Below are 24,520 nucleotides of genomic sequence, written 5' to 3'. Positions count from 1 at the left end.
CGACCGTGTCGCCGAGGCCGTGACCGGCCCCGACGACTGTGGCTGGGCACACCGTAACTGCTGATGGACGTTTTGTGGATGAGTTGGACCGAGTTGCGCAGGAACGATGCGGCAGCCGGGCCGTACGGGCACCCCGTGCCGCCATGCGGACCGCGCTGTCCGCGCCAAGGTCACCCGCCGTACACTCCCGGAGTGACCGTCACCGCAACCTCCGTGGACGAGTCGGCCCCGCGACAGCCGCAGACCGCGCCCGCAGCGCGGGCGGCGCGCCTCGTACGCCTCGTTCCGGCCCTCGCCGCCGCGCTCTGCGGAGTGCTCCTCTACGTCAGTTTCCCGCCGCGCACCGTGTGGTGGCTGGCCCTGCCCGCCTTCGCCGGCTTCGGCTGGCTGCTGCGCGGCCGCAGCTGGAAGGCGGGCCTCGGCCTCGGCTACCTCTTCGGCCTCGGCTTCCTGCTGCCGCTGCTGGTGTGGACCGGCGTGGAGGTCGGGCCCGTGCCGTGGATCGCCCTGGTGGCCATCGAGGCGATCTTCGTCGCCCTGGTCGGCGCGGGCGTCGCCGCGGTGTCCAGGCTGCCCGCCTGGCCGGTCTGGGCGGCCGCGGTGTGGATCGCGGGCGAGGCCGCACGCGCGCGTGCGCCGTTCAACGGCTTCCCCTGGGGCAAGATCGCCTTCGGCCAGGCCGACGGTGTGTTCCTGCCGCTCGCCGCGGTGGGCGGTACACCGGTGCTGGGCTTCGCGGTCGTCCTGTGCGGCTTCGGGTTGTGCGAGGTCGTACGACTGGTCGTCGAGGGCAGGCGTACCCGGGCCGTCCAGCGGTCGGCCGCCGCGGTGGCGCTGCTGAGCGTGGCCGTGCCGGTGGTCGGCGCGGTGGCCGCGCAGCCGCTGGTCAGCGACAAGGCCGAGGACGGCTATGCCACCGTCGCGGCCATCCAGGGCAACGTGCCCCGCTCCGGGCTGGAGTTCAACGAGCAGCGGCGGGCCGTTCTCGACTACCACGCCCGCGAGACAAAGCGCCTCGCCGCCGACGTCAAGGCGGGCAAGACCGCCAAGCCCGACTTCGTGCTGTGGCCGGAGAACTCCTCCGACGTCGACCCCTTCGCCAACGCCGACGCGTACGCCGTCATCGACGGCGCGGCCAAGGCGATCGGCGTGCCCATCTCGGTCGGCGGTGTCGTCGGGCGGGACGGCAAGCTGTGGAACGAGCAGATCCTCTGGGACCCCGAGAAGGGCCCCACGGACACCTACGACAAGCGGCAGATCCAGCCGTTCGGCGAGTACCTGCCGCTGCGCTCGCTCATCGGCGCGATCAACAGCAACTGGACCTCGATGGTCCGCCAGGACTTCAGCCGGGGCACCAAGCCCGGCGTGTTCAGCATGGACCACGCCAAGGTCGGACTCGTCACCTGCTACGAGGCCGCCTTCGACTGGGCCGTGCGCTCCGAGGTCACCGACGGGGCCCAGATCATCTCCGTGCCGAGCAACAACGCGACCTTCGACCGCAGCGAGATGACCTACCAGCAGCTCGCCATGTCCCGTGTCCGCGCCGTCGAGCACAGCCGGACCGTCACCGTGCCGGTCACCAGCGGCGTCAGCGCGATCATCATGCCGGACGGGAAGATCACCCAGAGGACCGGCATGTTCGTGCCCGCCTACCTGGTCCAGAAGGTGCCGCTGCGGTCCTCCGAGACGCCCGCCACCAAGCTGGGCATCCTGCCGGAGATCGCCCTGGTGCTGGTCGCCGCGGGCGGACTCGGCTGGGCGATCGGCGCCGGAGTGCGCGGGCGGCGCGCGGAGGGAGCCGAGACAGCCCGCTAGGGTCGGGATCATGGCTACCCCTGACTTCATCCGTGACCTGCGGTCCTCCATCGGCCATCAGCTGCTGTGGCTCCCGGGCGTCAGCGCCGTCGTCCTCGACGACGAGGGCAGAGTGCTGCTGGGCCAGCGCGCCGACAACCACAAGTGGGCCTTGATCTCCGGCATCCCCGACCCGGGCGAGCAACCCGCGGCAGCCATCGTGCGCGAGGTGGAGGAGGAGACGGGCGTCCGGGTCGCGGTCGAGCGACTGGTCGCCGTGCGGTCGGGACGGCAGGTCACGTATCCCAACGATGACGTCTGCCAGTTCATGGATCTGTGCTTCCGCTGCCATGTCCTCGGGGGTGAGGCCCGGGTGAACGACGACGAGTCCCTCGCCGTCGGCTGGTTCTCGTTGGATGACCTGCCCGAGATGACGGACTACCACCATTTCCGGATCAAGCAGGCACTGTCCCACGAACCCACATGGTTCCAGCCCACGACTGCGGAGTGAAGTGTGGGTTGTGACCACATGTGGTGAGGAGACAGTGCTGCCTAGGGTCGTGCCATGACCCCGCTCAGCCCCACTCCGGCTCCGCACCCGACCCCCCTCGACCTCGGCGGTCGCACCGCCCTCGTCACCGGCGCCGCCGGCGGCATCGGCCGTGCCTGTGCGCTGCGCCTGGCGGCCGCCGGCGCCAAGGTGAGAGCAGTGGACCGGGACGCCGCCGGCCTGGAGACAGTGGTCGGACAGGCCCGGGGCCTGGCGGGTGGCGTCGAGTCGCACATCCTGGACCTCACCGATCTCGACGCGGCCGAGCAGGCCGCGGCCGGCACCGACGTCCTGGTCAACAACGCCGGGGTCCAACTGGTGCGCCCCATCGAGGAGTTCCCGCCCGACGTCTTCCACACCGTGCTCACGGTGATGCTGGAGGCGCCCTTCCGGCTCATCCGCGGGGCCCTGCCGCACATGTACGGCCAGGAGTGGGGCCGGATCGTCAACATCTCCTCCGTCCACGGGCTGCGCGCCTCGGCCTACAAGTCGGCGTATGTGGCCGCCAAGCACGGTCTGGAGGGCCTGTCCAAGACGGCCGCTCTCGAAGGCGCCCCCCACGGAGTCACCTCGAACTGTGTGAACCCCGGCTATGTGCGCACCCCTCTCGTCGAGCGGCAGCTCGCCGACCAGGCGCGGGCGCACGGCATTCCCGAGGAGCGCGTGCTGACGGAGGTGCTGCTGCAGGACAGCGCCGTCAAGCGGCTCGTCGAACCGGAGGAGGTCGCCGAGGCCGTGGCCTATCTGTGCAGCCCGCAGGCCTCCTTCGTGACCGGTACCTCGCTCGTCCTGGACGGCGGCTGGACCGCGCACTGATCGGCCGCGTGTTCGAGGAAGAGTGAGTTGTCCACAGGGCCGACGGGGTGGCCGGACGATGGGGAATCCTGTGAGCATGTCTCGCGATCACGTGCAGTCCGCCGAGCGCCCCGACGCCGTGGCGCCGTCTGCCGCGCCCACCGGCGCCGAGACGCCGTTCCTGGAGCTGCTGGCCAGGGGCGCGTCGGTCGACGCCTACGAGCAGCCGGTGTTGCTGGCCCGTGCCGAGGGACGGTCCGCCGAGGCGATCGGCGCACTGGAGCAGGCCAAGGCGGTCGCGCTGCGGGTGCGCGCGGAGCTGGAGGGGCGGCGCCGGCGGGAGGCCGAGCTGTCCGCGCTCTTCGAGACGGCCCACGACCTGGCCGGACTGCGCGACCTGGACGCCGTACTGCGGGCGATCGTGCAGCGCGCCCGCTCGCTGCTGGGCACGGACATCGCCTACCTCAGCCTGAACGACCCGGTGCGCGGCGACACCTATATGCGGGTGACCGAGGGCTCGGTCGCCGCCCGTTTCCAGCAGCTGCGGCTCGGAATGGGGGAGGGGCTCGGCGGTCTGGTGGCGCAGACGGCCCGCCCCTATGTCACCGACGACTACTTCAAGGACGACCGCTTCCAGCACACGCACACCATCGACGCCGGAGTGCGGGATGAGGGACTGGTCGCCATCCTCGGCGTGCCCCTGATGCTGGGACACCACGTCATCGGTGTCCTCTTCGCCGCCGACCGCCGGGCCCGGGTCTTCGAGCGGGAGCAGATCGCCCTGCTCGGCTCGTTCGCAGCGCTCGCCGCGGCCGCCATCGACACCGCGAACCTGCTGACGGAGACCCGAGCGGCCCTCGCCGGCCTGGAGCGCGCCAACGAGATCATCCGGGACCGCAGCGCCGTCATCGAGCGGGCCTCGGACGTCCACGACCGGCTCGCGGAGCTGGTGCTGCGCGGCGGCGGAGTGCACGACGTGGCAGCCGCCGTCTCCCAAGTCCTCGACGGCACGGTCGAGTTCACGGAAGCCGCCGCCACCCCGACCGCGGCCTTGGAGACCTCCCGCGCCGAAGGACACGCCGTGCGGCACGAGGACGACTGGATCGCCGCCGTGGCCGCCGGCGGCGAACTGCTCGGCGCGCTCGTCCTGCGCGGCCACCCCGGCCTCGACCCCGTCGACCAGCGCACCCTGGAGCGCGCCGCGATGGTCACCTCGCTGCTGCTCCTCGCCAAGCGCTCCGCCGCCGAGGCCGAACAGCGCGTCCGTGGCGAGCTGTTGGACGACCTCCTCGACGCCCGCGACCGCGACCCGCGCCTGCTGCGCCGGCGTGCCTCCCGGCTGGACGCCGATCTCGACGCCACCCATGTCGTGCTCGCCGCCCGCCTCGATGGCCCCGCCGCCGACGCCGACCACGAGACGGCCGCCCGTAGACGTCTCTGGTCCGCAGCCTCCCATCTGGCCGCGACCCGGCACGGCCTGGCCGCCGCGCGCGACGGCGGCACCGTCCTGCTGCTGCCGCTCGCCCCCGGCGACAGCGCGGCCGACGTGGCCCGCCGCACCGCCCGCCACCTGGGCACCGCCGTCCACGAGCCGGTCACCGTCGGCGCCTCCGCCCCGGTCGAGGACCTCGCCACCTGTCCCGATGCCGTGGCCGCCGCCTATGCCGAGGGCCGGCGCTGCCTGGACGCCCTACGCCTGCTCGGCCGCGTCGGTGATGGTGCCGCCGCCGAGGACTTCGGCTTCCTCGGCCTGCTGCTGGCCGGCGACCGGGACATCGCGGGCTTCGTCGACCGCACGATCGGCCAGGTCGTCGCCTACGACGAACGCCGTGGCACCGACCTGGTGCGGACCCTCGAGGCCTACTTCACCTGTGGCATGAGCCCGGCCCGCACCAAGGACGAACTCCACGTCCACGTCAACACGGTCGCCCAGCGCCTGGAACGCGTCGGCAGGCTACTCGGCGACGACTGGCAGGACCCCGCCCGAGCCCTGGAGATCCAACTCGCCCTGCGCCTGCACAAGTTGTCGGCAAAGCCCTGACCCTCGCACGCGAGGGCGCGCGAGGGCCGGTGGGCTCGCTCAGCGGGTCGGGGCGTCCGCAGCTTCGGCCCTCGCGGGCTCCACTCCCGCGGACGACTCGATGTCGGCCAGGTCGCGACGGCGCGTCTCCTTGGCCGCCGCGACGGCGACGACTGTCAGGACGGCCGCGGCGATGACGTACAGCGCGATCGGGGTGGAGCTGTCGTAGTCGGCCAGCAGCGCGGTGGCGATCAGCGGGGCCGGTGCACCGGCGGCCACCGAGGCGAACTGGGCGCCGATGGAGGCACCGGAGTAGCGCATCCGGGTCGCGAACATCTCGGCGAAGAAGGCGGCCTGGGGTGCGTACATCGCGCCGTGCAGGACGAGCCCCACGGTGACGGCGAGGATCAGACTGCCGAAGCCGCCGGTGTCGACGAGGGAGAAGAACGGGAACATCCACAGGCCGATGCCGACCGCGCCGAACAGGTACACCGGACGCCGCCCGACGCGGTCGGACAGCGCGCCCCACGCCGGGATGACCGCGAAGTGCACGGCCGACGCGATCAGCACGGCGTTGAGAGCGGTCTGCTTGGAGACACCTGCGGACGTGGTGGCGTAGACGAGGATGAACGCGGTGATGACGTAGTAGCTGATGTTCTCCGCCATCCGCGCGCCCATCGCGACCAGCACGTCGCGCCAGTGGTGGCGCAGCACGGACACGAGCGGCAGCTTCTCGGCCTGCGCGGTCCGGTCGGCCTTACGGGCCTCGGCCTGCGCCGACGCCTGCTTGAAGACCGGCGATTCATCGACAGAAAGACGAATCCACAAACCGACGACCACCAGCACGCCGGAGAGCAGGAACGGGATCCGCCAGCCCCACGTCCCGAAGGCGTCGTCCGAGAGCACGGCCGTCAGCAGCGACAGCACGCCGGTAGCGAGCAACTGCCCTGCGGGCGCCCCGGTCTGCGGCCACGACGCCCAGAAACCGCGCCGCCGCGCATCCCCGTGCTCGGACACGAGCAGTACGGCGCCGCCCCACTCGCCGCCCAGCGCGAAGCCCTGGATCAGGCGCAGGGTGGTGAGCAGCACGGGAGCGGCGGCTCCGACCGTCGCGTGCGTGGGCAGCAGCCCGATCGAGAACGTCGCCCCGCCCATCAGCAGCAGACTCAGCACCAGCAGCTTCTTGCGCCCGATCCGGTCGCCGTAGTGCCCGAAGACGAGCGCACCGAGCGGGCGGGCGGCGAATCCGACGGCGTACGTCAGGAAGGAGAGGAGCGTGCCGACGAGCGGGTCGGAGTCCGGGAAGAACAGCTTGTTGAAGACCAGGGCGGCCGCGGAACCGTAGAGGAAGAAGTCGTACCACTCGATGGTCGTGCCGATGAGGGACGCGGCGACGATGCGCTTGAGGCCGGCGGGGGTTGGCGGAGCGGTCGCGGGGGAGGACATCGGCACCACTTCCAAGCGGTTGGCGGGGACGGGTTCGTGTCGCCATACCGTAGGAATCCGCAGGTCAGTGGCACATGTGGTGGGACACCATAGTTCTGCGTACGGAGGTGCGTGCGGCCTCCATGAGAGTGCCGCCGGAGCCTCGGTGGAGCCGCTATCGAGCCCGCGAGCGTGCTGCCCGAGTTGCACTGGTCAGGCCTGATGTGGAGGTGGGGTGCTGACTCCGGGTAGCGGCACAGGCCGCGTCGGTGGCGGAGAGCCCTGCTGGTAGCGCCGAGCGGGCTCTCCCATCGGGCCAATAGCCGACACGTCGTAGCCTCGGACTCCCGCGGCGGTCACGGCCGGCCTCATGGCGATGCGACGGCGCCGATCAGTGAGAGCCAGTCGCTCAGCCCGGCCGCGTCGGCGGTCCCGCACCGGAAGCCGACATGCCCGTCCGGGCGGACCGTGATCAGGCCGCGGCCGGGGCTGTTCCTCAGCCGGAGGACGGTGACGCGCGGACCGAGCACCGCGTCCGGCAGCGGGGTGGCGTCGCGCTGCAGCAGCACGTGCACGCCCGGACCGGCGAGCAGCCCGTGCAACCGTTGCCGAGGCCCTCCGACGCTGACGGTCGCGTCGGGAAGGCGGTCTCCCGGGCGAGGTGCACCACGCAGGCGCGGTCTTCCCTCCACCGAGAGGGCGCTGTGCCTGTAGTTCACCCGCAGCTGGGAGATGAAGCGGATGCCTTCGGCGACCAGCCGTCGCCGGTCCAGGAGGATCGGCACAGCCGGGGCCGCGCGCGGAGCTGCCACCGCGCGCAGCCACGAGGGGATCCGGCCGGTCGACGCCTCTGCCCAGAACACCGTATGCGTGAGGATCAGCCGTCGGTGGGCGGCCGGCCGGCGCTCCGCGTCGTAGGAGTCGAGCAGCACTTCGCCACCGAGCCCGCCCGCGGCCTCGCCCCCGGAGCGGTTCGCCGCAAAGCCGAGCTTCCAGCCGAGATTCACCGCGTCCTGGATGCCGGCGTTCATGCCCTGGCCGGTGGCCGGAGAGTAGTTGTGAGCCGCGTCCCCTGCGAGGAAGAGCCGCCCGCGACGGAATCGTGCGGCGAGGCTGCACTGCAGGGGTACCCGCGCGGACCACGCGAGGCGCTCGATCCGGGCGTCCAGCCCGGCGTCGCTCAGAAGCCGCTGCAGATCGGCAAACGGGACGGCGGGTCCGGGCTGGCCGAAGTCCAGTCCGGACCCGCCGGCGGACGCTCGTGTGGCCAGCAGCCGCCAGGCGGCCTGCTCTCCGAGCGGGAAGAGGAACAGCAGTCCTTGACGCCCCGCGAACACCTGGGCACCGGAACAGCCGGAGTCGCCGCTGAGATCGAGGTCGGCGAGGACCACCTCTTCGGCGTAGGGCCGGCCGTGCCACCCGATGCCGGCGCAGACCCGCACGGTACTGGCCGGGCCGTCACAGCCGACGACAAAGGGGCAGCGGATCTCCTCCGCACCCTGCTGCGAGCGCAGCACGGCCCACGCGCTGTGCTGGTCATCGCGGGCGGCGACCAGTTCGGTGCCCCGTTCCACCGCCACCCCGCGGTCGGCCAGCGCCTGGGCCAGCACTCTCTCGACGTCGGTCTGCCGCATCAGTGACAGATGCGGAAACGCAGTGTCGGGCAGGGCGAGGTCGGCGAGACTGGCTTCGACGACGCGGGAGCCGAGATGAAGCCCGACCGCCGGGGCGGTGTCCGCCAGCTCCAGCAGCGCGTCCGTGACGCCGAGCGGGCGCAGGACCTCCAGGGTGCGTGGGTGCAGAATGAGCGCGCGAGAGGGCCGGAACGCGCCGGGACGCCGCTCGATGACCCGGACCCGCGCTCCGTGGTCATGGGCCTGCAGTGCCAGGGTGAGTCCGGTCGGACCGGCCCCGACCACAAGGACGTCCACCGCTGTCGCCGATGCCATGTTTCATGCCGTGCTCTTGATGCGCCACCATGCCGCGGTGGCGTCCGGCGCCAGGCCCTCGGCCAGCCCGGGATCTGCGAGGACCTCGTCGCGGCGCAGCCCGGGCAGGGCGGCATAGTGGATCGAGCCCGGCACGCTGACCAGCTCCAGAACCCGCCACAGCGAACGCGCATAGTGTTCGGCGCGCTCCTGGCCGTCCCACTCGTACACACCGCGGTAACGGTTGCGTTCGTCGTGGGTCAGCCACAGCTTCGAGGTGAACCCGGGGAAGCCGACGAACAGCGGGGTGTTCAGCAGGCTCTCCGCGCGGAACAGGGCGTGCGCCGGCCCGCGGACCAGGCGCAGCCGGAATTCGACCACCATCGTGCACGGGTCCTTCGCCAAGCCGCTGCCCAGACGGGTCTCCCGGTACACGCGGGCAGAGGTGCCGTCGGCGAAGCACAGCCTCATTCCCAGCCGTTCTCTCGACAGACGCACCCGGCGCCGCGCGAGCAGCGGGACGGTGGCGAGGAAGCATGCGGCCACTGCCCGCCACGCCTCGCCAGGGGCGAGGGGTCTCTGTTCACCCATGATGGGCCTCCTCCCGAAGCGGACGGCCGCCAGCGCCGGGACAGCCGCTGCCTCCAGGGCGCCGCTCGTGTCGACGTCGGCGACTCCCGGGCACAGCGTGCCACGACGTCCACCACCTGTACGCCACCGACCACACCACCACAAGCACACCCGTGGACGAGTGGGAGAGGCCCCAGGAGCTTCGCCTTGCTGCTGCGTAGCTCCTCACTCTGCGGCATCACCGGCTACGCAGGCATCGGAGCCGAGATGTTCACGATCACGCCTCCACCCGCCCGACGAAGGGAAGGGGCAGCCGTACGCATGCCCAGCCAGGAGCCCTGAAGGTCGACGTCGATGCCACGGCGGAAGGGGGGCTGTCCCTCGATGGTTCCCCATTCGAGGATGCCAGTCGTCCTCGACGCTGACGTCCAGGTGCGCATACCGGGTGGGGCCACCGAGTTCGGCCGTCAGTTTCGCTCCTTCGGTGTCGAGGACATCGGCGACCGATGTTCGACGACGACTCGCCCGGGAATGACAGGTCGGTCAGGAGGTCGCGCAGACGACCTCGACGAAGTGGCCCACCTGGTCCTCGGGAAGGTGACGTGCGAGGTCCGCCTCGCTGATCATGCCGACGAGGCGATGGTCGTCGACCACCGGCAGTCGACGGATCCTGTGCTCCTCCATGGTGTGCAGGACCTGGCCGGCATCGGCCTTGGCATCGATCGTGATCGGTTTGCCCTGCTCCAGCTGGCCGGCGGTCATGGTCCTGGGGTCCTTGCCCCTTGCGAGACACTTCACCACTATGTCGCGGTCCGTGATGATTCCATGGAGTCGGTCGTCCGGCCCGCAGATCGGCAGGGCCCCCACGTCCAGTTCCTTCATCCTGCGTGCCGCGTCCTGAAGCGTTTCGCTTTCCTGTACGCAGGTGGCACCGGCGTGCATGATCTCCTGGGCGGTCGTCATGGTCGTGTCCTTCCGGCGTCGCTGTCGGCGCGGGCGGAACTCGTGGAGTCTGACCCGCCCCGGCCGGTCTCTTCCTCATGACCAGTGTCGGCTCCTTACCTCCCGTGCGCATGCCGGGGAACCACCGCGTGGCGGTGCGCTCGACGGCGATATGGAGACCGAGGGCGTTCCCACCGCGATCAGCAGGAACGGGACGGCCTCTTCCGCCCGCACCTCCTGCACGAGCCGACCACGGTGTTCACGGTGATCAACGAGCAGGATCACGGAGGCGTCGGAGAGATCGCGGGTGGCGATCGTCAGGGCGGCCGCCACGAGCAGGACGACGACCGTCGCTGAGGTGTGTCCGGACGGCTCTGCGTGCTGGGTGATAACCGCTCCCGTCCTGTGACCGGCCGCCCCTTGAGGACGGAACCCCGTCTCTCGGAGTGCCACCCTTGCTTGTTCACGGCTGCGTGTCGTCGCGGCCGTGGTCGGCGGCGTATGCGGCGAACACTTCCGTCGGCGGGCCGCCCGTGTGGAGGAAGCGCTGGTCGAGGATGTCGGCGAGGTCTTTCAACGCGCCTGCGAGCAGGGCACCCGCGAGCCGTACCTCAGGTCGTTCCGCCGCCTGGCCGCGCCGGGCGAGCACGGCGGCGTAGCCGACCATGGCCGCCAGCGAGGAGTGGTCCTCCCCGTCATGGAAGTAGTACGCCTCGGCGTACTGGGTGAAGTCGATGCGGACGCGGGCGACTTCGGTGGCCAGGCTGTCCAGCAGCAGCGCGCCCGCGGTGCAGTCGATCTGCCCCGTCGTCGGTTCCGCGTCGCGCAGCAGAGCCAGTCGGATGGCGAGGACCCTCCTGCGGGTCAGCGCCGGATAGATCTCCAGCACCCAGGAGACGGTGGCCGTCAGGAGGGCGAAACCGATGAGGGCTTCGAGTGGTGAGACCAGACGGAGCCAGGCCTCGTCCGGTGCGATGTCGCCCAGTCCCAGGGTGGCCACCGTGACGAGCGACAGGTATACGGAGTCGAGCAGCGCCGGCTGCTGTGCCGCCTGGGAACCGGGGGAGAAGGTGAACGCCCCGGGCATGTGGGGCCAGTAGACGATCGCCCAGCCGAGTACGACGGTGACGGCCCACATGCTCACGACCGTGACCATGGCGAGCGGTCCGACGAGCCCGACCACGCGGCCGGGCGCGCGGAGACGCCGGGCGAGGCGCCACAGGGCCGTCATCACGAGGCGGCTCAGGCCACCGTGGCGGGTGGGGTGCCAGAGCGTGTGGAACAGGTCTCGCAGGGTGATCATGACGAGCCCGGCGCCGACCAGCGAGACCAACCATTTCATCCGCGTCTCCCACGGCCCTTTGGCATGAAACGGAAACCCGCTTGGAGCCTAGGCCTTGGGCGGCGCGTGACGGCCCGGACGCGGGTACGCCACGCTCATGCGCTCGGATCGTCCGCCTTCAGGACGAGCGGGCAGGTCTCCCCCGGCGCCACGGTCACGGCCCGGTCCGCCGCCACCGTGTGGGTCGCCGACTCCTCCGAGTCGGGCACGCCGATCTCCGGCCGCCGCTCCGGCGGCGGGGCCTGCACGGTGTCAGACCCGGTGCGGGACGACGGCGACCGGGCAGGCGGAGTGGTGCAGCAGGGCGTGGGCGACACTGCCGAGTTGCAGACCGAAGTGCCCGTGCCGGCGCAGAGCACCGACGACGATCAGGTCGGCATCGGCCGATGCCTCCAGCAGGACACGGTGGGCGGGGCCCTCGACCGCGCGGCGGCTGACATCGACGCGGGGGTGTTCCCGTACGACCTCGCGCAGCGCGTCGTCGAGCGTGGCCGAGACCTGCTCCTCGGGCGCCACCGGGGTGTGCGCCGCGAGCCGCGGGTCCTCCGGGGCGGACTTTGCGGGAGGGGAGCCCGGCTCCTGAACCGGGCTGCGCCAGGCCCGCACCGCGGTCAGGGCGCAGCCCCGTGCCTCGGCCTCTCGGGCGGCGAACCGTACGGCGCCCGAGCCGCCGGTCGCATCGCCGACTCCCACCACGACCCGGCCGAGGGACCCTCGAAGGTTGCGCTGCTCGCCTCGGACGACGATGACCGGGCACATGGCGCGAGCCGCCACCGTGAGGCTGACCGACCCCAGCAGCAGCCCGGCGACCTCGCCGCGCCCATGAACGCCCGTGACCAGGGCGAACGCTTCGGACCCCGCCCGAAGCAGCGTGGACACCGCATCCGCGGCCAGCACGTCGCTCGACACCTTCACCTCGGGGTCGCGAAGCCGGGCGCGTTCCGCGCAGGAGGCGACGATGTTCTGCGCCATGACCTCTCCGGCGGGGCGATCGGTGCTGAAGAGGGGCCGGGCTCTTTCGTAACGTTCCCAGAGGGAGGCATGGACGAGCCGCAGCGGCAGGCCGTGGCGGGCCGCTTCGTCCACGGCCCAGTCCACCGCCAGCAGACTGGATTCCGATCCGTCGACGCCCACGACCAGCGGGAGTTCCATCGTGCCCACCGCCTTTTGTCCCGTTGCTGACAGACCCCCTGTGAATACCGTCGCACCGCCCGCGCGCCGACGCGACATACGGGCCGGCACTCGGATCGGGCAGCGGGGTTGCGGCGCGCCGGGTCGCGACGGCGCTGGAGACTTACATGCCTGAGACCCCGAACATCGTGAGCGATGCGGTGACCTTCCCGGCGGGAGCCGTCCGGCGCGCCACGGCCGGGGCTACCCGTTGTGCGTCGACGTCGCGGCCCCCGCGCCGTGTACCAGGGCGGACTCGTTGGGCGGGAGTCGCTCCTCCGTGGCCCGCATCTGGACTATTCATCGGCTGGAGTGATGCGGCGGCCGGTGAGGTGCGCGGGGCGGATCGACACCCACATCTCGCGTTCACCGCCCGGCCATGGCGTGGTGTGGGCGTGTTCGGTGAGCCTGCGCACGGCGTCGGGCTCCGTCACGACGCTCGCGCGGCCCACGGCGAGGACGCTCCAGCCCTGACTCAGGGCCTCGTCCATATGATCGATCTCGAAGGCGACCTCGGTTCCGACAGCTGCCGCGGGTGTGAGGTCCGCCGCGGTCCGGAAGACGATCGCGTCATCGACGACGTCGTAGTTGACCGGCACGACCGCCGGGCGGCCGTCGGACGCCGACACCGCGATGCGCCCCACGCCGTGGGTGGAGAGCAAGGTGCGGCATTCCTCCGGGCCGATGTCCCGCAGCTGGGGACGCAGCAGTGCCCGTCCTTGGCCGGGTGGCAGATCCATTCCTCCTCCGCGCAGGGTGGCGACGGTGGTGCCCAGCGCGTCGGCCAGCCTGATGAGGGTCGCCGCACTCGGGTCGGCGGGCCGCTCCTCCAGGTACTCCAGATAGCCGGAGGCCATGCCGGCGCGGCGGGCCGTTTCCTCTCGGCTGAGGTTCTGTCTCCGGCGTTCGAGGGCCACACGTCGGCCGATGTCACCGGGGGCGGATGCCCTGGGCGGCATGGCCTCCGCCTCGGCCGTGTCGGGGCCGGAGGGCGCGTAGGTGCTCCCGGGCTGTCCGTGTTCGAGATGGCGGATGTGCGCGTCGGGCCCGGGGAACACGAGCGTCACTTCGTCGGTGTCCGACCAGCGCACGTCGTAAGGAGGCGTTCCGTCCTCGTGATGGAGTCGGACGATCTCGCCGTCGCGCTTGACGGCGCCGGTCGTCGTGCGTTCGATGACGAGTTGGTCGCCGAGGTGAGCTCGCATGACTTCCGCCCTCTCCGCGGAATTGCTGTGTCCAACGTGCCACGCGCGACGGGCGGCCGCACGGGACCGACCAGCCTGGGAGGCTGCCCCGCCTCGCTCCCGCACGGCCGTCGACCGGCTCAGTCGGTGATCTCGATGCGCTGAGCCTTGCCCTTCTCGGTCTTGGGGACCGTCACCGTGAGGACTCCGTTGTTCAGATCCGCGCTGATGTGCTCGGTGTCGGAGTTCGACGGCAGAATCGTGCGGTAGTCGAACTGGCCGATGTGACGGGTCTGCCGACGGACCGCCCCGGTGTGTTCCTTCTCCCTGATCTCACCGTGGACATCGAGTTCGCCCTCGGCGACCTCCACGGTGATCTGGTCCTTGTCCACTCCGGGCAGCTCCAGTTCCACCAGGTAGGCGTCCTCGGTGTCCTCGATGTCAGCGAGGGGTGCCCATGGCTCGGCCACGCCGAACCCGGGGAAGCCGGCACCGGGAAAGGCGGCGTGCATGAGCTGGTCCACCCTGGTACGCAGGTCCTCCAGCTCCCGCAGGGCTGCCGGAAGCCCACCTCTGCTGTGTCGTGCGGGATGCGTCATGGCTGATCCCTCCTTGACTTCTGCCTTGGGGGTCGCTGTGTATGTCCTCGATGTCGCGCTCGGCGGTCTTCAGCAACTGTCGGGCCGGGTCGTTCATGGCCCGGCCTCCGCGGCCAGTTCGTCACCGATCTCCGGCACGTTCGAGTCCGCCGGATGGCAGTGCGCGCTCCCGTGACCTGTGATTTCTGTGGTGCCGGTATCCAGGGTCACAGGTGCCTTCGTCGTCCCGGCGTCGTCCTCGAACAGAAGACGAACCGTCTATTCCAACGTATGCGGCATCGCTCTCCTCCTCACCTCGGTACGGACCGATGCGATCCTGATGGGGCTGGTTCTGGGGCTTGCCGCACGGAGGCGGCCGGCATCTGGTCCTCGACGCGTTCCGAAGCGGCACCGATCACGTCGGACGGCTCGCGGTCACCGGCCGCCGCATGCAGGAGGTGGCGGCACGCTGTGCCGGACCGCCTCGTCAGCGGCCCAGTCCACCGCCTCCAGACTGGCTTCGGACCCGTCGACGCCGACCACCGGGGGGAATCACCACGGCGTCTGTCTCCTCTCGTGGCGGGTGCCACGTGCCCGGCCTCCTCCTCGGCTCCACATGCGCCGGGGAGGGGATTGGGGTACTTCTCGAAGGACAGCAGCACCGCGCCCGGCATGTCAGCGACGTCCGGAGCATGCACTTCATCGGACTCGTTCACCGTCATCCACCGCCGCATTCAGCTTCGTACGAGACGGAGGCCGCCGCCATGCAGCAAGCCGTCACCGTGGGCCTCGACGGCTCACCGGACAGCCTCGCAGCCGCTCACTGGGCCGCTGACGAGGCCGAGAAGCGCAGGCTCACGCTGCGTCTGCTGCACGCGTGGCCCCTGCTCGCGCCGGAGCCCGCCCACGCTTCCTCCGAGGTCGATCAGAACTACTGGGCGAAACGCCTTGTGCACACCGCCAGGGCCGAACTGCAAGCCCGCCACCCGGGCCTGACCATTGTCGGGAGCCTGGTGGCCGACGACGCCCAGAACGCCCTGCTCCAGGCGGCGTCGGAATCCGAGATGATCGTGCTCGGCTCACGGGGGCTGGAGCCGATCGAGAGCTACTTCCTGGGCGACGTCAGCATGCCGGTCGTGGCCCGGGCGCAGCGGCCGGTGGTACTCGTCCGCGCCGAAACCCCCGTGGCGGGAGCACATCCGGCACCCGCGGGCCGTGTGGTCGCGGCCCTGAGACTGAACGGATCCTCCGACGACCTGCTCGACTTCGCCTTCCACACCGCCGCGGCCAGGGAGGTTCCGCTGGTGGCGGTGCACGGCCGGAGTGTGCCGCTTCACGCGCGCGTTCCCTGGGGGGTGGACCACGAGGTCACCGAAGAGATGACGCGGGACGCGCAGAGGGAGCTGAGCAAGGCGCTGCGTCCCTGGCGCGAGAAGTACCCGCAGGTGGACGTGGCCGACAGCATCCGTCTCGCCAGCCCCGCCAAGGCCGTTCTGCGGGCCGCCGAAGGTGCCGCGCTGCTGGTCGTCGGACGCCGGACACACCGGCACGGCTTGGCACCCCACCTGGGTCCGGTCGCCCACGCCGCCATTCATCACGGGCGTTGCCCCGTCGCCGTTGTCCCCCATGACTGAGTCCGGCCACCACGGGCCACCGCCCCGGCGTGCGGAGGTGTGCGAGACCCATGCCGCGATCGTGTTCTTCGCCGGGGACCGCGCCTACAAGATGAAGAAACCGGTGGACCTGGGATTCCTGGACTACACCACGCAAGCGGCGCGCCGCACAGCGTGCGAACGCGAAGTCGCTCTCAACCGCCGCTTCGCCCCCGACGTCTATCTGGGCCTGGGCGAGTTCAGCGGCCCGGACGCCGAAGGTCCCGAGCCCCTCGTGGTGATGCGACGCATGCCCGCGGACCGGCGTCTCTCCCACCTGGTACGAGAAGGGGCCGCCCTGGACGACGTCCTGCGGCACATCGCCCGGCACCTCGCCGCATGGCACGCGGATGCGCCCCGCGGCCCGGACGTGGACGAGCAGGGCACGCGGGACGCCCTGTCGTCGCGGTGGGAAGCCGGCTTCGCGCAGGTCCACGCCCTGGCCCACGACGGCTCCGTGCCGCAGGGAATGACGGAGACGGAACAACTGGTGCGCCGCTATCTCGCAGGACGCGAGCGGTTGTTCGCGTCCCGTATCGAGCAAGGGCGGGTGGTCGACGGCCACGGAGACCTCCTCGCCGAGGACGTCTTCTGCCTCGACGACGGCCCCCGCGTCCTGGACTGCCTGGAGTTCGACGACCGGCTTCGCTACGTCGACGGCCTGGACGACGCCGCCTTCCTCGCCATGGACCTGGAACAGCTCGGCGCCCCGGAGGCCGCCGCCCACTTCCTCGCGTGCTACGGCGAATACTCCGGAGATCCCGCTCCCGCGTCACTGTGGCACCACTATGTCGCCTACCGCGCGTTCGTCCGCGCCAAGGTCTCCCTGATCCAGGCCCGCCAGGGCGCACCGGGCGCGGAGACCGCGGCACGACGGCTGGTCTCGACGACGCTGCGCCACCTGCGCACCTCCGCTGTCGGCCTGACCGTCGTCGGCGGGCCGCCGGGCAGCGGGAAGTCCACGCTCTCCGGTGCGCTGGCCGACCGGCTGGGGGTCACTCTGCTCAGCAGCGATCGCGTCCGCAAGGAACTGGCGGGCATTCCCGCGGAGCAGTCCGCGGCGGCCGGCTACGGCGAGGGCCTGTACACACCCGAGTGGACCGCCAGAACCTACGCCACCCTCCTCGACCGCGCGGCCGCCCTGCTGTCCGCCGGCGAATCGGTCGTCCTGGACGCCACCTGGTCCGACACGACACAGCGTGAGGCGGCACGGCGCGTTGCCGAACGCACCAGCGCCGACCTGGTGGCCCTGCGCTGCCACGTTCCGGACGACGTGTCGGCGGACCGCCTGAGGACGCGTGCCTCCGGCCCGTCCGATGCCGACCTCGACATCGCCGCCGCCATGGCGGCGAGGGAACCCGCGTGGCCCGAGGCGATCGCCCTCGACACCCGTGGCCCGTTGGAGTCCGTGGTCACCCGGGCGCTGGCAGCCGTACGCCCCTGGGGCACGGGTCAGGCCCCGGTCTTCCGCCGCCCCCGCATGGAGCCGGACTGACGGGAGATGCACCACGGCGCGGCGGTCCGTGTTGCCGGGGTCCTCCGCCGGGGCGACCGTGGAGGTGGGGGAGCGAGGGAGTGAGTACCGTGCGAGCGCTCGTCTATCACGGCCCGGGACACATCTCCTGGGACACCGTCCCCGACCCCGCGATGGAGGAGACGACCGACGCGATCGTGCGCGTCGACGCCGCCACCGTCTGCGGCAGCGATCTGCACATCCTGCGAGGAGACCTCCCCGAGGTGAAGCCGGGAACGGTCCTTGGCCACGAGGCCGTGGGCGAGGTCATGGAGGTCGGCCGCGCCGTCCGCGGACTGAGCCCCGGCCACCAGGTGATCGTGTCGTCCGTCTCGGCCTGTGGCCGCTGTCAGGCGTGCCGGGACACCAGGCGCGGGCAATGCCGCGGGGGCGGTGGCTGGATCCTGGGAAACCAGATCAACGGAACACAGGCCGAGTTCGTACGGGTCCCCTTCGCGGAGTACTCCACCCACCGTCGGCCTCCCGCCATCCCGCTCGACGACGCGCTTCTGCTCGCCGAGGTCCTCCCCACCGCCTACGAGGTCGGAGTACGGAACGGACATGTCGGCCCTGGGGACACTGTGGTCGTGGTGGGCGCGGGTCCCGTCGGTCTCGCCACGGTCGCGGTCGCACGGCTGTACTCACCCCGCCAGGTCATCGTGGTGGACTTGTCCGAGGCCCGGCTGGAAGCCGCCGCCCGCATGGGGGCCGATGCCGCCGAAGTGCCGGGAAAGATGATCGCCGAGCTGTCCGAGGGACCGGGTGCCGACGTCGCCATCGAGGCATCGGGCGAACCGGACGGCTTCGTCCTGTGCACCCAGGCCGTCCGGGCGGGAGGGCATATCGCCAACATCGGGACGCATGGCAGACCGGCCACGCTGCACCTCGAGTCCCTGTGGCGCAAGAACGTGACGATCAGCACCGGCCAGGTGGACACGTCCTCCACGCCGTGGCTGCTGGAGCTGCTGAGGTTCGGACACCTGCCCGTCTCCCAGCTGGTCACCCACTCCTTCGGCCTCGACCGGATGGAACACGCCTACGAGGTGTTCTCGCAGGGCGCCACCACGGGTGCCCTCAAGGTCGTGCTGCACCGGCAGTGAGAGGGACAGGAAGCAGGAACCCGAACGGGCCGGCCGGTCCCCCGGTCAAGAAGCGGGCCGGGGCGCAGTGCCGGGAGGAGCACCGATGCGCTGGGAAACCGTCAGCAAGGACACGACATCGAGCGTCCCACCCCGTCTCGCCGACTACGACCGGGCCCGCTCGGCCTTCACCTGGTCACAGGCGCGTACCGAGTTGGCCGGGCTGCCCGGGGGCGGGCTCAACATGGCCCACGAGGCGGTCGACCGGCACGCGGCGTCCGACCACGCGGACAAGGTCGCCCTGCGGTGCGTCGCCCGGGACGACTCCGCCTCCAGCGTCACGTACGCCGAACTGGCCCGAGACACAGCCCGCTTCGCGAACGTCCTGAGGTCACTCGGCGTCGGCCGCGGCGACCGGGTGTTCACCCTGCTCGGCCGCTGCCCCGAGCTGTACACCACGGTGCTGGGCACGCTGAAGAACACCAGCGTGCTCTGCCCGCTCTTCTCCGCCTTCGGCCCCGATCCGGTGGAGCAGCGGCTGCGCCTCGGGGACGCACGGGTCCTGGTCACCACCGCGGCCCTCTACCGGCGCAAGGTCGCCGAACGCCGGACCTCGGTTCCCGGACTGGAACACCTCCTGATCGTCGGGCCCGGCACCGCGGAACTGCCCGGCACCGTCTCCTTCGACGACCTGATGACCGCCGCCCCGGACACCTTCACCATCCCACCGACCTCGCCCGACGACATGGCCCTGCTGCACTTCACCAGCGGCACCACCGGCGCCCCCAAAGGCGCGGTCCACGTCCACGAGGCGGTGGTCGCCCACTACGCCACGGCCGCGTACGCCCTCGACCTGCACCCGGAGGACGTGTACTGGTGCACCGCCGATCCCGGCTGGGTCACCGGCATGTCGTACGGGATCGTCGCCCCCCTCGTCCACGGCGTGACGGTGGTCGTCGACGAGGGGGACTACGACGCCCGGCGCTGGTACCGGATCCTCGGCGAACAGCGGGTCAGTGTCTGGTACACCGCTCCCACGGCCCTGCGGATGCTGATGCGCGCCACACCGCGCGAGGGCCCGTACGACCTGCCGCGCTCCCACGACCTGTCGGCGCTGCGCTTCATCGCCTCCGTCGGCGAGCCCCTCAACCCGGAGGCCGTCCTGTGGGGCCGGGACGTGCTGGGCCTGCCGGTGCACGACAACTGGTGGCAGACGGAGACCGGCTGCATCATGATCGCGAACTTCGCCGCCTGTGAGATCCGGCCCGGCTCGATGGGGCGGCCACTGCCCGGCGTCGAGGCGACCGTGCTGGAGCAGGGCGAGGACGGCCGGGCACTGGTCATCGACGGCAGGATCACTCAGGTGCGAAGCCCCGATACCGAGGGCGAGTTGGCGCTGCGGCCGGGCTGGCCGTCGATGTTCCGCGGCTATCTCCACGACAAGGAGCGTTACGACGCCGCTTTCGCCGACGGCTGGTATCTGACCGGTGACCTGGTGCGCCGGGACGCGGACGGGTGGTACTGGTTCGTGGGGCGCGCCGATGACGTCATCAAGTCGGCCGGCCATCTGATCGGCCCGTTCGAGGTGGAGAGCGTGCTGATGGAGCACCCGTCGGTGGCCGAGGCCGGGGTGATCGGACGGCCGGACCCGGTCGCCGGGAACGTCGTCAAGGCATTCGTGTCGCTGCGCCCCGGTGTCCTGCCGACTCCGGAGCTGGAGCGAGAACTGCTGGCCTTCGGCCGCCGCAAGCTGGGGCCCGCCGTCGCACCCAGGGAGATCGCGTTCGACCAGAACCTGCCCAAGACCCGCAGCGGGAAGGTGATGCGCCGTCTGCTGCGCGCGCGTGAACTCGGCCTGCCCACGGGCGACCTGTCCACCCTGGAGGGATCCTCATGAGCCTGGCCCGCCCCACCCGCATGCGGAAGGACCCGGCGCCCCGGAAGGCCGGAAAGAAGTCCGCGACGTCCAAGAAGACGACCAACAAGAAGAAGACGAGCATCGGGCACCGGGCGGATCTGCTGGAGTCCATGCTGCGCATCCGGCGCTTCGAGGAGCGGTGCGTCGAGCTGTACAGCGCCACGAAGATCCGCGGCTTCGTCCACCTGTACATCGGCGAGGAGGCCGTCGCCGTCGGCGTCAATGAGGCCCTGACGCACGAGGACGCGGTCGTCGCCACCTACCGCGAACACGGCCACGCCCTGGCCCGCGGGATCACGGCCGAAGCCGTCATGGCCGAGATGTACGGCAGGACGACCGGCTGCAGTGGCGGCCGGGGCGGATCCATGCACCTCTTCGACGCGAGCCGGCGATTCTACGGCGGCAACGCGATCGTCGCCGGCGGACTTCCCCTGGCCGCCGGCCTCGCACTCGCCGACCGCATGCGCGGACAGGATCGCGTCACCTGCTGCTTCTTCGGTGACGGAGCCTTCGCCGAGGGCGAGTTCCACGAAACGGCGAACCTCGCGGCCCTGTGGCGGCTTCCCCTGCTCCTCGTCTGCGAGAACAACCTCTACGCCATGGGCACGGCCCTGGAGCGGCACGAGGCGCAGACCGACCTGGCCATGCGGGCCGCCTCGTACGGCATGGTCGCCTGGGCCGTCGACGGCATGGATGTCGAGGCCGTGGAACAGACCGCCCGCCGGGCCGCCGAGGCCGTCAGGGCCGGTGCCGGGCCGCACTTCCTCGAACTGCGCACCTACCGCTTCCGCGCCCACTCCATGTACGACCCGGACCGGTACCGCGACAAGGCGGAGGTCGAGCGCTGGAAGGACCGGGACCCGATCAACCGGCTCCTCGACCGCATGCGCGAGGACGGCGACCCGGTCGACGAGACGCTCGCCGGGATCGAGCGCCGGGTCGCCGCAGAGGTCGACCACGCCGTGGAGGCGGCCGAGCAGGCGCCCGAGGAACCGGTGGAGCATCTCCTGCACCATGTCACCAGTACTCCGTCGGAGGTGAGTTGACCATGGGGGACGGTGAGCGGCCGGAGGCGGCGAAGACGACCTACCGGGAGGCGATGCGCGAAGCGCTCCGGGACGCCCTGCGCTCCGACGACCGCGTCTTTCTCATGGGCGAGGACGTGGGCCGCTACGGCGGATGCTTCGGTGTCAGCCTCGGTCTGCTGGAGGAGTTCGGCCCCGAACGCGTCCGCGACACCCCGCTGTCGGAGTCCGCGTTCGTGGGCGCCGGCATCGGCGCCGCCCTGGCAGGGCTGCGGCCCGTCGTCGAGATCATGACCGTCAACTTCAGCCTGCTCGCCCTCGACCAGATCCTCAACAACGCCGCCACCCTGCTGCACATGTCGGGCGGCCAACTGGCCGTACCGCTGGTCATCCGCATGACGACGGGCGCGGGACGGCAGCTCGCCGCGCAGCACTCGCACAGCCTGGAGGGTTGGTACGCGCACATCCCCGGCATCCGGGTCCTCGCCCCCGCCACCCTTGAGGACGCGCGCCACATGCTCGCCCCCGCACTCGCGGACCCCGATCCCGTACTGATCTTCGAGCACGGCAGCCTCTACAACGCCTCCGGCGAACTCCTTCCGGCCGGCGCACCCTTGGACTTGGACCACGCCGCGATCCGCAGACCCGGCACGGACATCTCCCTGATCACGTACGGAGGTTCGCTGCCCAAGACCCTCGCGGCGGCGGACGAGCTGGCCGCCGCGGGCATCAGCGCCGAGGTGATCGACCTGCGTACGCTCCGGCCCTTCGACGCCCGGACCGTCGCCGCTTCCGTGGCCCGTACCCACCGTGCGGCGGTCGTCGACGAGGCGTGGCGGACGGGAAGCTTCGCCGCCGAGGTGTCCGCCCGTATCGCCGAGGAGTCCTTCTACGAATTGGACGCGCCCGTGGAGCGGGTGTGCAGCGCGGAGGTGCCCATCCCGTACGCCCGTCAGCTGGAGGAGGCCGCCCTGCCGCAGACCGCCGACATCGTCGCGGCCGCCCACCGGGCGGTGGACTGACCATGGCTGAGTTCACCATGCCGTCCCTCGGCGCCGACATGGACGAGGGAACGCTCCTGGAGTGGCTGGTGGGACCCGGCGACCTCGTCCACAGGGGCGATCCGGTCGCGGTCGTCGAGACCGCGAAGTCGACCATCGAGGTGGAGTGCTTCGAGACCGGAACCATGACCGAGCTGCTGGTCGAGCCCGGCACGACGGTGCCGGTGGGCACACCGCTCGCGCTGATCGGGGTGCCGGCGAAGAAACCCGAGCCCCCGGAAGGAGGGGAGAAGCCGCACACGACCCGAGAGCCGCGCAAGGCCGGGCAACCCGAGGGTCCTGGAGAGACAGAGAGGGCGGCGAAGCGACGAGCGGCCCGTCGCGCGCCGAGGAAGGGCGAGCCTGCCAAGCCCCCGTCCCCGCCTCCCGAACCCGCCACGGTCCCGGTCCCGGTACTGACCACCGTTCGACAGGGCGTCCACACCGAGGCAGGTCCCCTGGTCCGGCATCTGGCGGAGCAAAGCGGCGTCGACCTGGAGACACTGCACGGTTCCGGACCCGGAGGACGCGTCACTCGAACCGACGTCGAGGAAGCGGCGGCCGCCCGGCCACCGCGCCTGCGGGTAACCCCTCTCGCCCGGCGACTCGCGGCCGAAACGGGCGTCGATCTGGCCACGGTGAAGGGGACGGGCAAGGACTTGGCCGTCCGTGCGGCGGATGTACGCCGGGCGGCCCATGGCCCTGCGACCGAGGCCCCCTCCGCGAAGATCGGCACCCCCACGGTCCGTCCGTCCGGCGAGCGTCCCTCGGTGGACCGGGGTGCGGCCATGCGGCAGGCGATCGCGGGTCTGATGAGCCGCGCCAACCGGGACATCCCCCACTACTACCTTTCCACGACCGTGGACATGGCCGCCGCGATGGACTGGCTGCACGAGCACAATCGGCGCAGCCCGGTCGGTGAACGGCTGCTTCCCGCTGCCCTGCTGCTCAAGGCGGCGGCCCTGGCGGCACGGGACGTCCCCGAGCTCAATGGTTCCTGGACCGACGACCACTTCACGGCCGGCGAGGGCGTACACCTCGGCGTGGCCGTGTCGCTGCGCGGTGGAGGGCTTGTCGCCCCCGCGCTGCAGCACGCCGACACTCTGACACTCCCGCAGTTGATGACGGCCCTGAAGGACCTGGTCACCCGGGCCCGTACGGGCAGACTGCGGGGCTCCGAGGTGTCGGACGCCACGATCACGGTCACCAATCTCGGAGATCAGGGTGTCGAGGCCGTGTTCGGAGTGATCTCCCCGCCGCAGGTGGCCCTCGTCGGTTTCGGGCGCGTGGTCGACCGGCCGTGCGCCGTCGATGGCCTGCTGGGCGTGCGGCCCGTCGTCACTGCGACCCTCTCGGCCGACCACCGAGCGACGGACGGCGCCGTCGGCGCACGCTACCTCACGGCGGTCACCCGCCTCCTGCAGAACCCGGAGCAGCTGTGAACATCAACCGAACCGACGCACTGGAAATGGTGAGGGAATCGATCTCCCGGGTCATCCCGGACGCCGACTTCGCCGCCGTGGGGCCCGACGACGCGTTCCGTGACGTGCTGGAGATGGACTCCCTGGACTTCCTGAGTTTCGTCGAGGTCCTCAGCGAACGGTCCGGCGTCCGCATCGAGGACGAGGACACGCCCCGGCTGACCACCCTGTCCGGCAGTGCCGACTTTCTCGTCGCCCGCTCGGGCTGAGTGCCCTCTGCGGACGTGAACGGATCAAACCGCTTCGGTGTTGTCGATGACACCCACCACGTCGTCGATGTCCCCTACCGAGGCGAGCAGTTCGGGGACGAGTGCCTTGTCCACATTCCCCGACGGGCTCACCACGCAGTGATCCACGGTGACTTCGACCGCGTGCGGATCCAGCAGGTGCCGGCCGACCAGGGACTCGACCTCGCCGAGGATCTCGGCGTCGTCGCGGATCAGGGCAACAGCAGATCGTGCCGGCCCACCACACCGACGAGCCGACCGTGATGGTCGGCCACGGGCAGGCGCTT

21 protein-coding genes and 2 pseudogenes are annotated in these 24,520 nt (G+C 71.1%); 12 read left to right on the top strand and 11 right to left on the bottom strand.

Features of this window, described 5'->3' with window-relative positions:
* Positions 1 to 192: 192 nt before the first annotated feature.
* The 4 genes from lnt (at position 193) to ACWC09_RS01450 (ending at position 5,180) form a co-directional block, all read left to right on the top strand.
* On the top strand, positions 193 to 1,815 hold the full coding sequence (gene lnt, locus ACWC09_RS01465; RefSeq protein WP_450847352.1) for an apolipoprotein N-acyltransferase: 1,623 nt from the start codon (positions 193 to 195) through the stop codon (positions 1,813 to 1,815).
* A 10-nt stretch (positions 1,816 to 1,825) separates the two neighbouring features.
* Positions 1,826 to 2,305 (top strand): NUDIX hydrolase, encoded by a 480-nt coding sequence (locus ACWC09_RS01460; RefSeq protein WP_450847350.1) that lies wholly within the window; start codon positions 1,826 to 1,828, stop codon positions 2,303 to 2,305.
* Between the two features lie 54 nt (positions 2,306 to 2,359).
* Positions 2,360 to 3,160: a 3-hydroxybutyrate dehydrogenase gene (locus tag ACWC09_RS01455; protein ID WP_450847348.1), complete on the top strand. Its 801-nt coding sequence runs from the start codon at positions 2,360 to 2,362 to the stop codon at positions 3,158 to 3,160.
* Positions 3,161 to 3,236: 76 nt separating this feature from the next.
* Positions 3,237 to 5,180 carry a helix-turn-helix domain-containing protein gene (locus tag ACWC09_RS01450; RefSeq protein WP_450847346.1) on the top strand — a complete coding sequence of 648 codons (1,944 nt, stop codon included), beginning with the start codon at positions 3,237 to 3,239 and terminating at the stop codon, positions 5,178 to 5,180.
* 39 nt (positions 5,181 to 5,219) lie between these two features.
* Here ACWC09_RS01450 and ACWC09_RS01445 read toward each other — a convergent pair whose 3' ends face one another.
* From ACWC09_RS01445 to ACWC09_RS01395, 11 genes and pseudogenes are all read right to left on the bottom strand, one after another.
* Entirely contained in the window at positions 5,220 to 6,605 is a 1,386-nt protein-coding gene (locus ACWC09_RS01445; protein WP_450847345.1) for an MFS transporter, read from the bottom strand.
* Between the two features lie 347 nt (positions 6,606 to 6,952).
* A complete protein-coding gene (locus tag ACWC09_RS01440) occupies positions 6,953 to 8,533 on the bottom strand; it encodes an FAD-dependent monooxygenase (RefSeq protein WP_450847343.1) in 1,581 nt (526 codons plus the stop codon).
* Positions 8,534 to 8,536: 3 nt separating this feature from the next.
* On the bottom strand, positions 8,537 to 9,103 hold the full coding sequence (locus ACWC09_RS01435; protein WP_450847342.1) for a hypothetical protein: 567 nt from the start codon (positions 9,101 to 9,103) through the stop codon (positions 8,537 to 8,539).
* A 522-nt stretch (positions 9,104 to 9,625) separates the two neighbouring features.
* On the bottom strand, positions 9,626 to 10,045 hold the full coding sequence (locus ACWC09_RS01430; RefSeq protein ID WP_450847340.1) for a CBS domain-containing protein: 420 nt from the start codon (positions 10,043 to 10,045) through the stop codon (positions 9,626 to 9,628).
* A gap of 442 nt (positions 10,046 to 10,487) precedes the next feature.
* Entirely contained in the window at positions 10,488 to 11,366 is an 879-nt protein-coding gene (locus ACWC09_RS01425; protein ID WP_450847338.1) for a potassium channel family protein, read from the bottom strand.
* Positions 11,367 to 11,461: 95 nt separating this feature from the next.
* Positions 11,462 to 11,614: a hypothetical protein gene (locus tag ACWC09_RS01420; RefSeq protein WP_450847336.1), complete on the bottom strand. Its 153-nt coding sequence runs from the start codon at positions 11,612 to 11,614 to the stop codon at positions 11,462 to 11,464.
* Positions 11,615 to 11,618: 4 nt separating this feature from the next.
* On the bottom strand, positions 11,619 to 12,518 hold the full coding sequence (locus ACWC09_RS01415) for a universal stress protein (protein WP_450847335.1): 900 nt from the start codon (positions 12,516 to 12,518) through the stop codon (positions 11,619 to 11,621).
* A gap of 314 nt (positions 12,519 to 12,832) precedes the next feature.
* Complete coding sequence (locus ACWC09_RS01410; protein ID WP_450847333.1) at positions 12,833 to 13,741, bottom strand: DUF1918 domain-containing protein; 909 nt, start codon at positions 13,739 to 13,741, stop codon at positions 12,833 to 12,835.
* Positions 13,742 to 13,860: 119 nt separating this feature from the next.
* Complete coding sequence (locus tag ACWC09_RS01405; protein WP_450847331.1) at positions 13,861 to 14,319, bottom strand: Hsp20/alpha crystallin family protein; 459 nt, start codon at positions 14,317 to 14,319, stop codon at positions 13,861 to 13,863.
* A gap of 46 nt (positions 14,320 to 14,365) precedes the next feature.
* Positions 14,366 to 14,565: pseudogene (locus ACWC09_RS01400) on the bottom strand (dsRBD fold-containing protein); the annotation flags it as partial.
* 195 nt (positions 14,566 to 14,760) lie between these two features.
* Positions 14,761 to 14,841 (bottom strand): annotated as a pseudogene (locus ACWC09_RS01395) (universal stress protein); the annotation flags it as partial.
* A 221-nt stretch (positions 14,842 to 15,062) separates the two neighbouring features.
* Here ACWC09_RS01395 and ACWC09_RS01390 point away from each other — a divergent pair.
* The 8 genes from ACWC09_RS01390 to ACWC09_RS01355 all read left to right on the top strand — a co-directional run bounded on the left by ACWC09_RS01390 (position 15,063) and on the right by ACWC09_RS01355 (position 24,215).
* Positions 15,063 to 15,932, top strand: a complete 870-nt coding sequence (locus tag ACWC09_RS01390) for a universal stress protein (protein WP_450847329.1) — start codon at positions 15,063 to 15,065, stop codon at positions 15,930 to 15,932.
* The gene (locus ACWC09_RS01385; protein ID WP_450847327.1) at positions 15,925 to 17,445 is read left to right on the top strand and encodes a bifunctional aminoglycoside phosphotransferase/ATP-binding protein; all 1,521 of its coding nucleotides are present in this window, start codon (positions 15,925 to 15,927) and stop codon (positions 17,443 to 17,445) included. Before ACWC09_RS01390 ends, ACWC09_RS01385 begins: the two co-directional genes overlap by 8 nt.
* Positions 17,446 to 17,534: 89 nt before the next feature.
* Complete coding sequence (locus ACWC09_RS01380) at positions 17,535 to 18,563, top strand: alcohol dehydrogenase catalytic domain-containing protein (protein WP_450847447.1); 1,029 nt, start codon at positions 17,535 to 17,537, stop codon at positions 18,561 to 18,563.
* Between the two features lie 85 nt (positions 18,564 to 18,648).
* Positions 18,649 to 20,439 carry an acetate--CoA ligase gene (acsA, locus tag ACWC09_RS01375; RefSeq protein WP_450847325.1) on the top strand — a complete coding sequence of 597 codons (1,791 nt, stop codon included), beginning with the start codon at positions 18,649 to 18,651 and terminating at the stop codon, positions 20,437 to 20,439.
* Positions 20,436 to 21,506 carry a pyruvate dehydrogenase (acetyl-transferring) E1 component subunit alpha gene (gene pdhA / locus ACWC09_RS01370; RefSeq protein ID WP_450847323.1) on the top strand — a complete coding sequence of 357 codons (1,071 nt, stop codon included), beginning with the start codon at positions 20,436 to 20,438 and terminating at the stop codon, positions 21,504 to 21,506. Before acsA ends, pdhA begins: the two co-directional genes overlap by 4 nt.
* A gap of 2 nt (positions 21,507 to 21,508) precedes the next feature.
* On the top strand, positions 21,509 to 22,507 hold the full coding sequence (locus tag ACWC09_RS01365; RefSeq protein WP_450847321.1) for an alpha-ketoacid dehydrogenase subunit beta: 999 nt from the start codon (positions 21,509 to 21,511) through the stop codon (positions 22,505 to 22,507).
* 2 nt (positions 22,508 to 22,509) lie between these two features.
* Positions 22,510 to 23,967: a 2-oxo acid dehydrogenase subunit E2 gene (locus ACWC09_RS01360; RefSeq protein ID WP_450847319.1), complete on the top strand. Its 1,458-nt coding sequence runs from the start codon at positions 22,510 to 22,512 to the stop codon at positions 23,965 to 23,967.
* Entirely contained in the window at positions 23,964 to 24,215 is a 252-nt protein-coding gene (locus tag ACWC09_RS01355; protein ID WP_450847317.1) for an acyl carrier protein, read from the top strand. The genes ACWC09_RS01360 and ACWC09_RS01355 overlap by 4 nt, the downstream gene beginning before the upstream one ends.
* Positions 24,216 to 24,520: the final 305 nt, after the last annotated feature.

The organism is Streptomyces sp. NPDC001617 (assembly GCF_053596855.1).
The sequence above is the reverse complement of the archived record's forward strand: the minus strand, read 5'-3'. Positions and strand labels throughout refer to the sequence as shown.

What these genes read in the sequence shown, in the direction of transcription:
- ACWC09_RS01460 (WP_450847350.1), top strand. Translation starts at nt 1,826, where the DNA reads ATGGCTACCCCTGACTTCATCCGTGACCTGCGGTCCTCCATCGGCCAT.
- ACWC09_RS01425 (WP_450847338.1), bottom strand. Translation starts at nt 11,366, where the DNA reads ATGAAATGGTTGGTCTCGCTGGTCGGCGCCGGGCTCGTCATGATCACC.
- ACWC09_RS01455 (WP_450847348.1), top strand. Translation starts at nt 2,360, where the DNA reads ATGACCCCGCTCAGCCCCACTCCGGCTCCGCACCCGACCCCCCTCGAC.
- ACWC09_RS01405 (WP_450847331.1), bottom strand. Translation starts at nt 14,319, where the DNA reads ATGACGCATCCCGCACGACACAGCAGAGGTGGGCTTCCGGCAGCCCTG.
- ACWC09_RS01360 (WP_450847319.1), top strand. Translation starts at nt 22,510, where the DNA reads ATGGCTGAGTTCACCATGCCGTCCCTCGGCGCCGACATGGACGAGGGA.
- ACWC09_RS01445 (WP_450847345.1), bottom strand. Translation starts at nt 6,605, where the DNA reads ATGTCCTCCCCCGCGACCGCTCCGCCAACCCCCGCCGGCCTCAAGCGC.
- ACWC09_RS01435 (WP_450847342.1), bottom strand. Translation starts at nt 9,103, where the DNA reads ATGGGTGAACAGAGACCCCTCGCCCCTGGCGAGGCGTGGCGGGCAGTG.
- ACWC09_RS01415 (WP_450847335.1), bottom strand. Translation starts at nt 12,518, where the DNA reads ATGGAACTCCCGCTGGTCGTGGGCGTCGACGGATCGGAATCCAGTCTG.
- pdhA (WP_450847323.1), top strand. Translation starts at nt 20,436, where the DNA reads ATGAGCCTGGCCCGCCCCACCCGCATGCGGAAGGACCCGGCGCCCCGG.
- ACWC09_RS01430 (WP_450847340.1), bottom strand. Translation starts at nt 10,045, where the DNA reads ATGACGACCGCCCAGGAGATCATGCACGCCGGTGCCACCTGCGTACAG.
- ACWC09_RS01385 (WP_450847327.1), top strand. Translation starts at nt 15,925, where the DNA reads ATGACTGAGTCCGGCCACCACGGGCCACCGCCCCGGCGTGCGGAGGTG.
- ACWC09_RS01410 (WP_450847333.1), bottom strand. Translation starts at nt 13,741, where the DNA reads ATGCGAGCTCACCTCGGCGACCAACTCGTCATCGAACGCACGACGACC.
- ACWC09_RS01365 (WP_450847321.1), top strand. Translation starts at nt 21,509, where the DNA reads ATGGGGGACGGTGAGCGGCCGGAGGCGGCGAAGACGACCTACCGGGAG.
- ACWC09_RS01390 (WP_450847329.1), top strand. Translation starts at nt 15,063, where the DNA reads ATGCAGCAAGCCGTCACCGTGGGCCTCGACGGCTCACCGGACAGCCTC.
- acsA (WP_450847325.1), top strand. Translation starts at nt 18,649, where the DNA reads ATGCGCTGGGAAACCGTCAGCAAGGACACGACATCGAGCGTCCCACCC.
- ACWC09_RS01440 (WP_450847343.1), bottom strand. Translation starts at nt 8,533, where the DNA reads ATGGCATCGGCGACAGCGGTGGACGTCCTTGTGGTCGGGGCCGGTCCG.
- ACWC09_RS01450 (WP_450847346.1), top strand. Translation starts at nt 3,237, where the DNA reads ATGTCTCGCGATCACGTGCAGTCCGCCGAGCGCCCCGACGCCGTGGCG.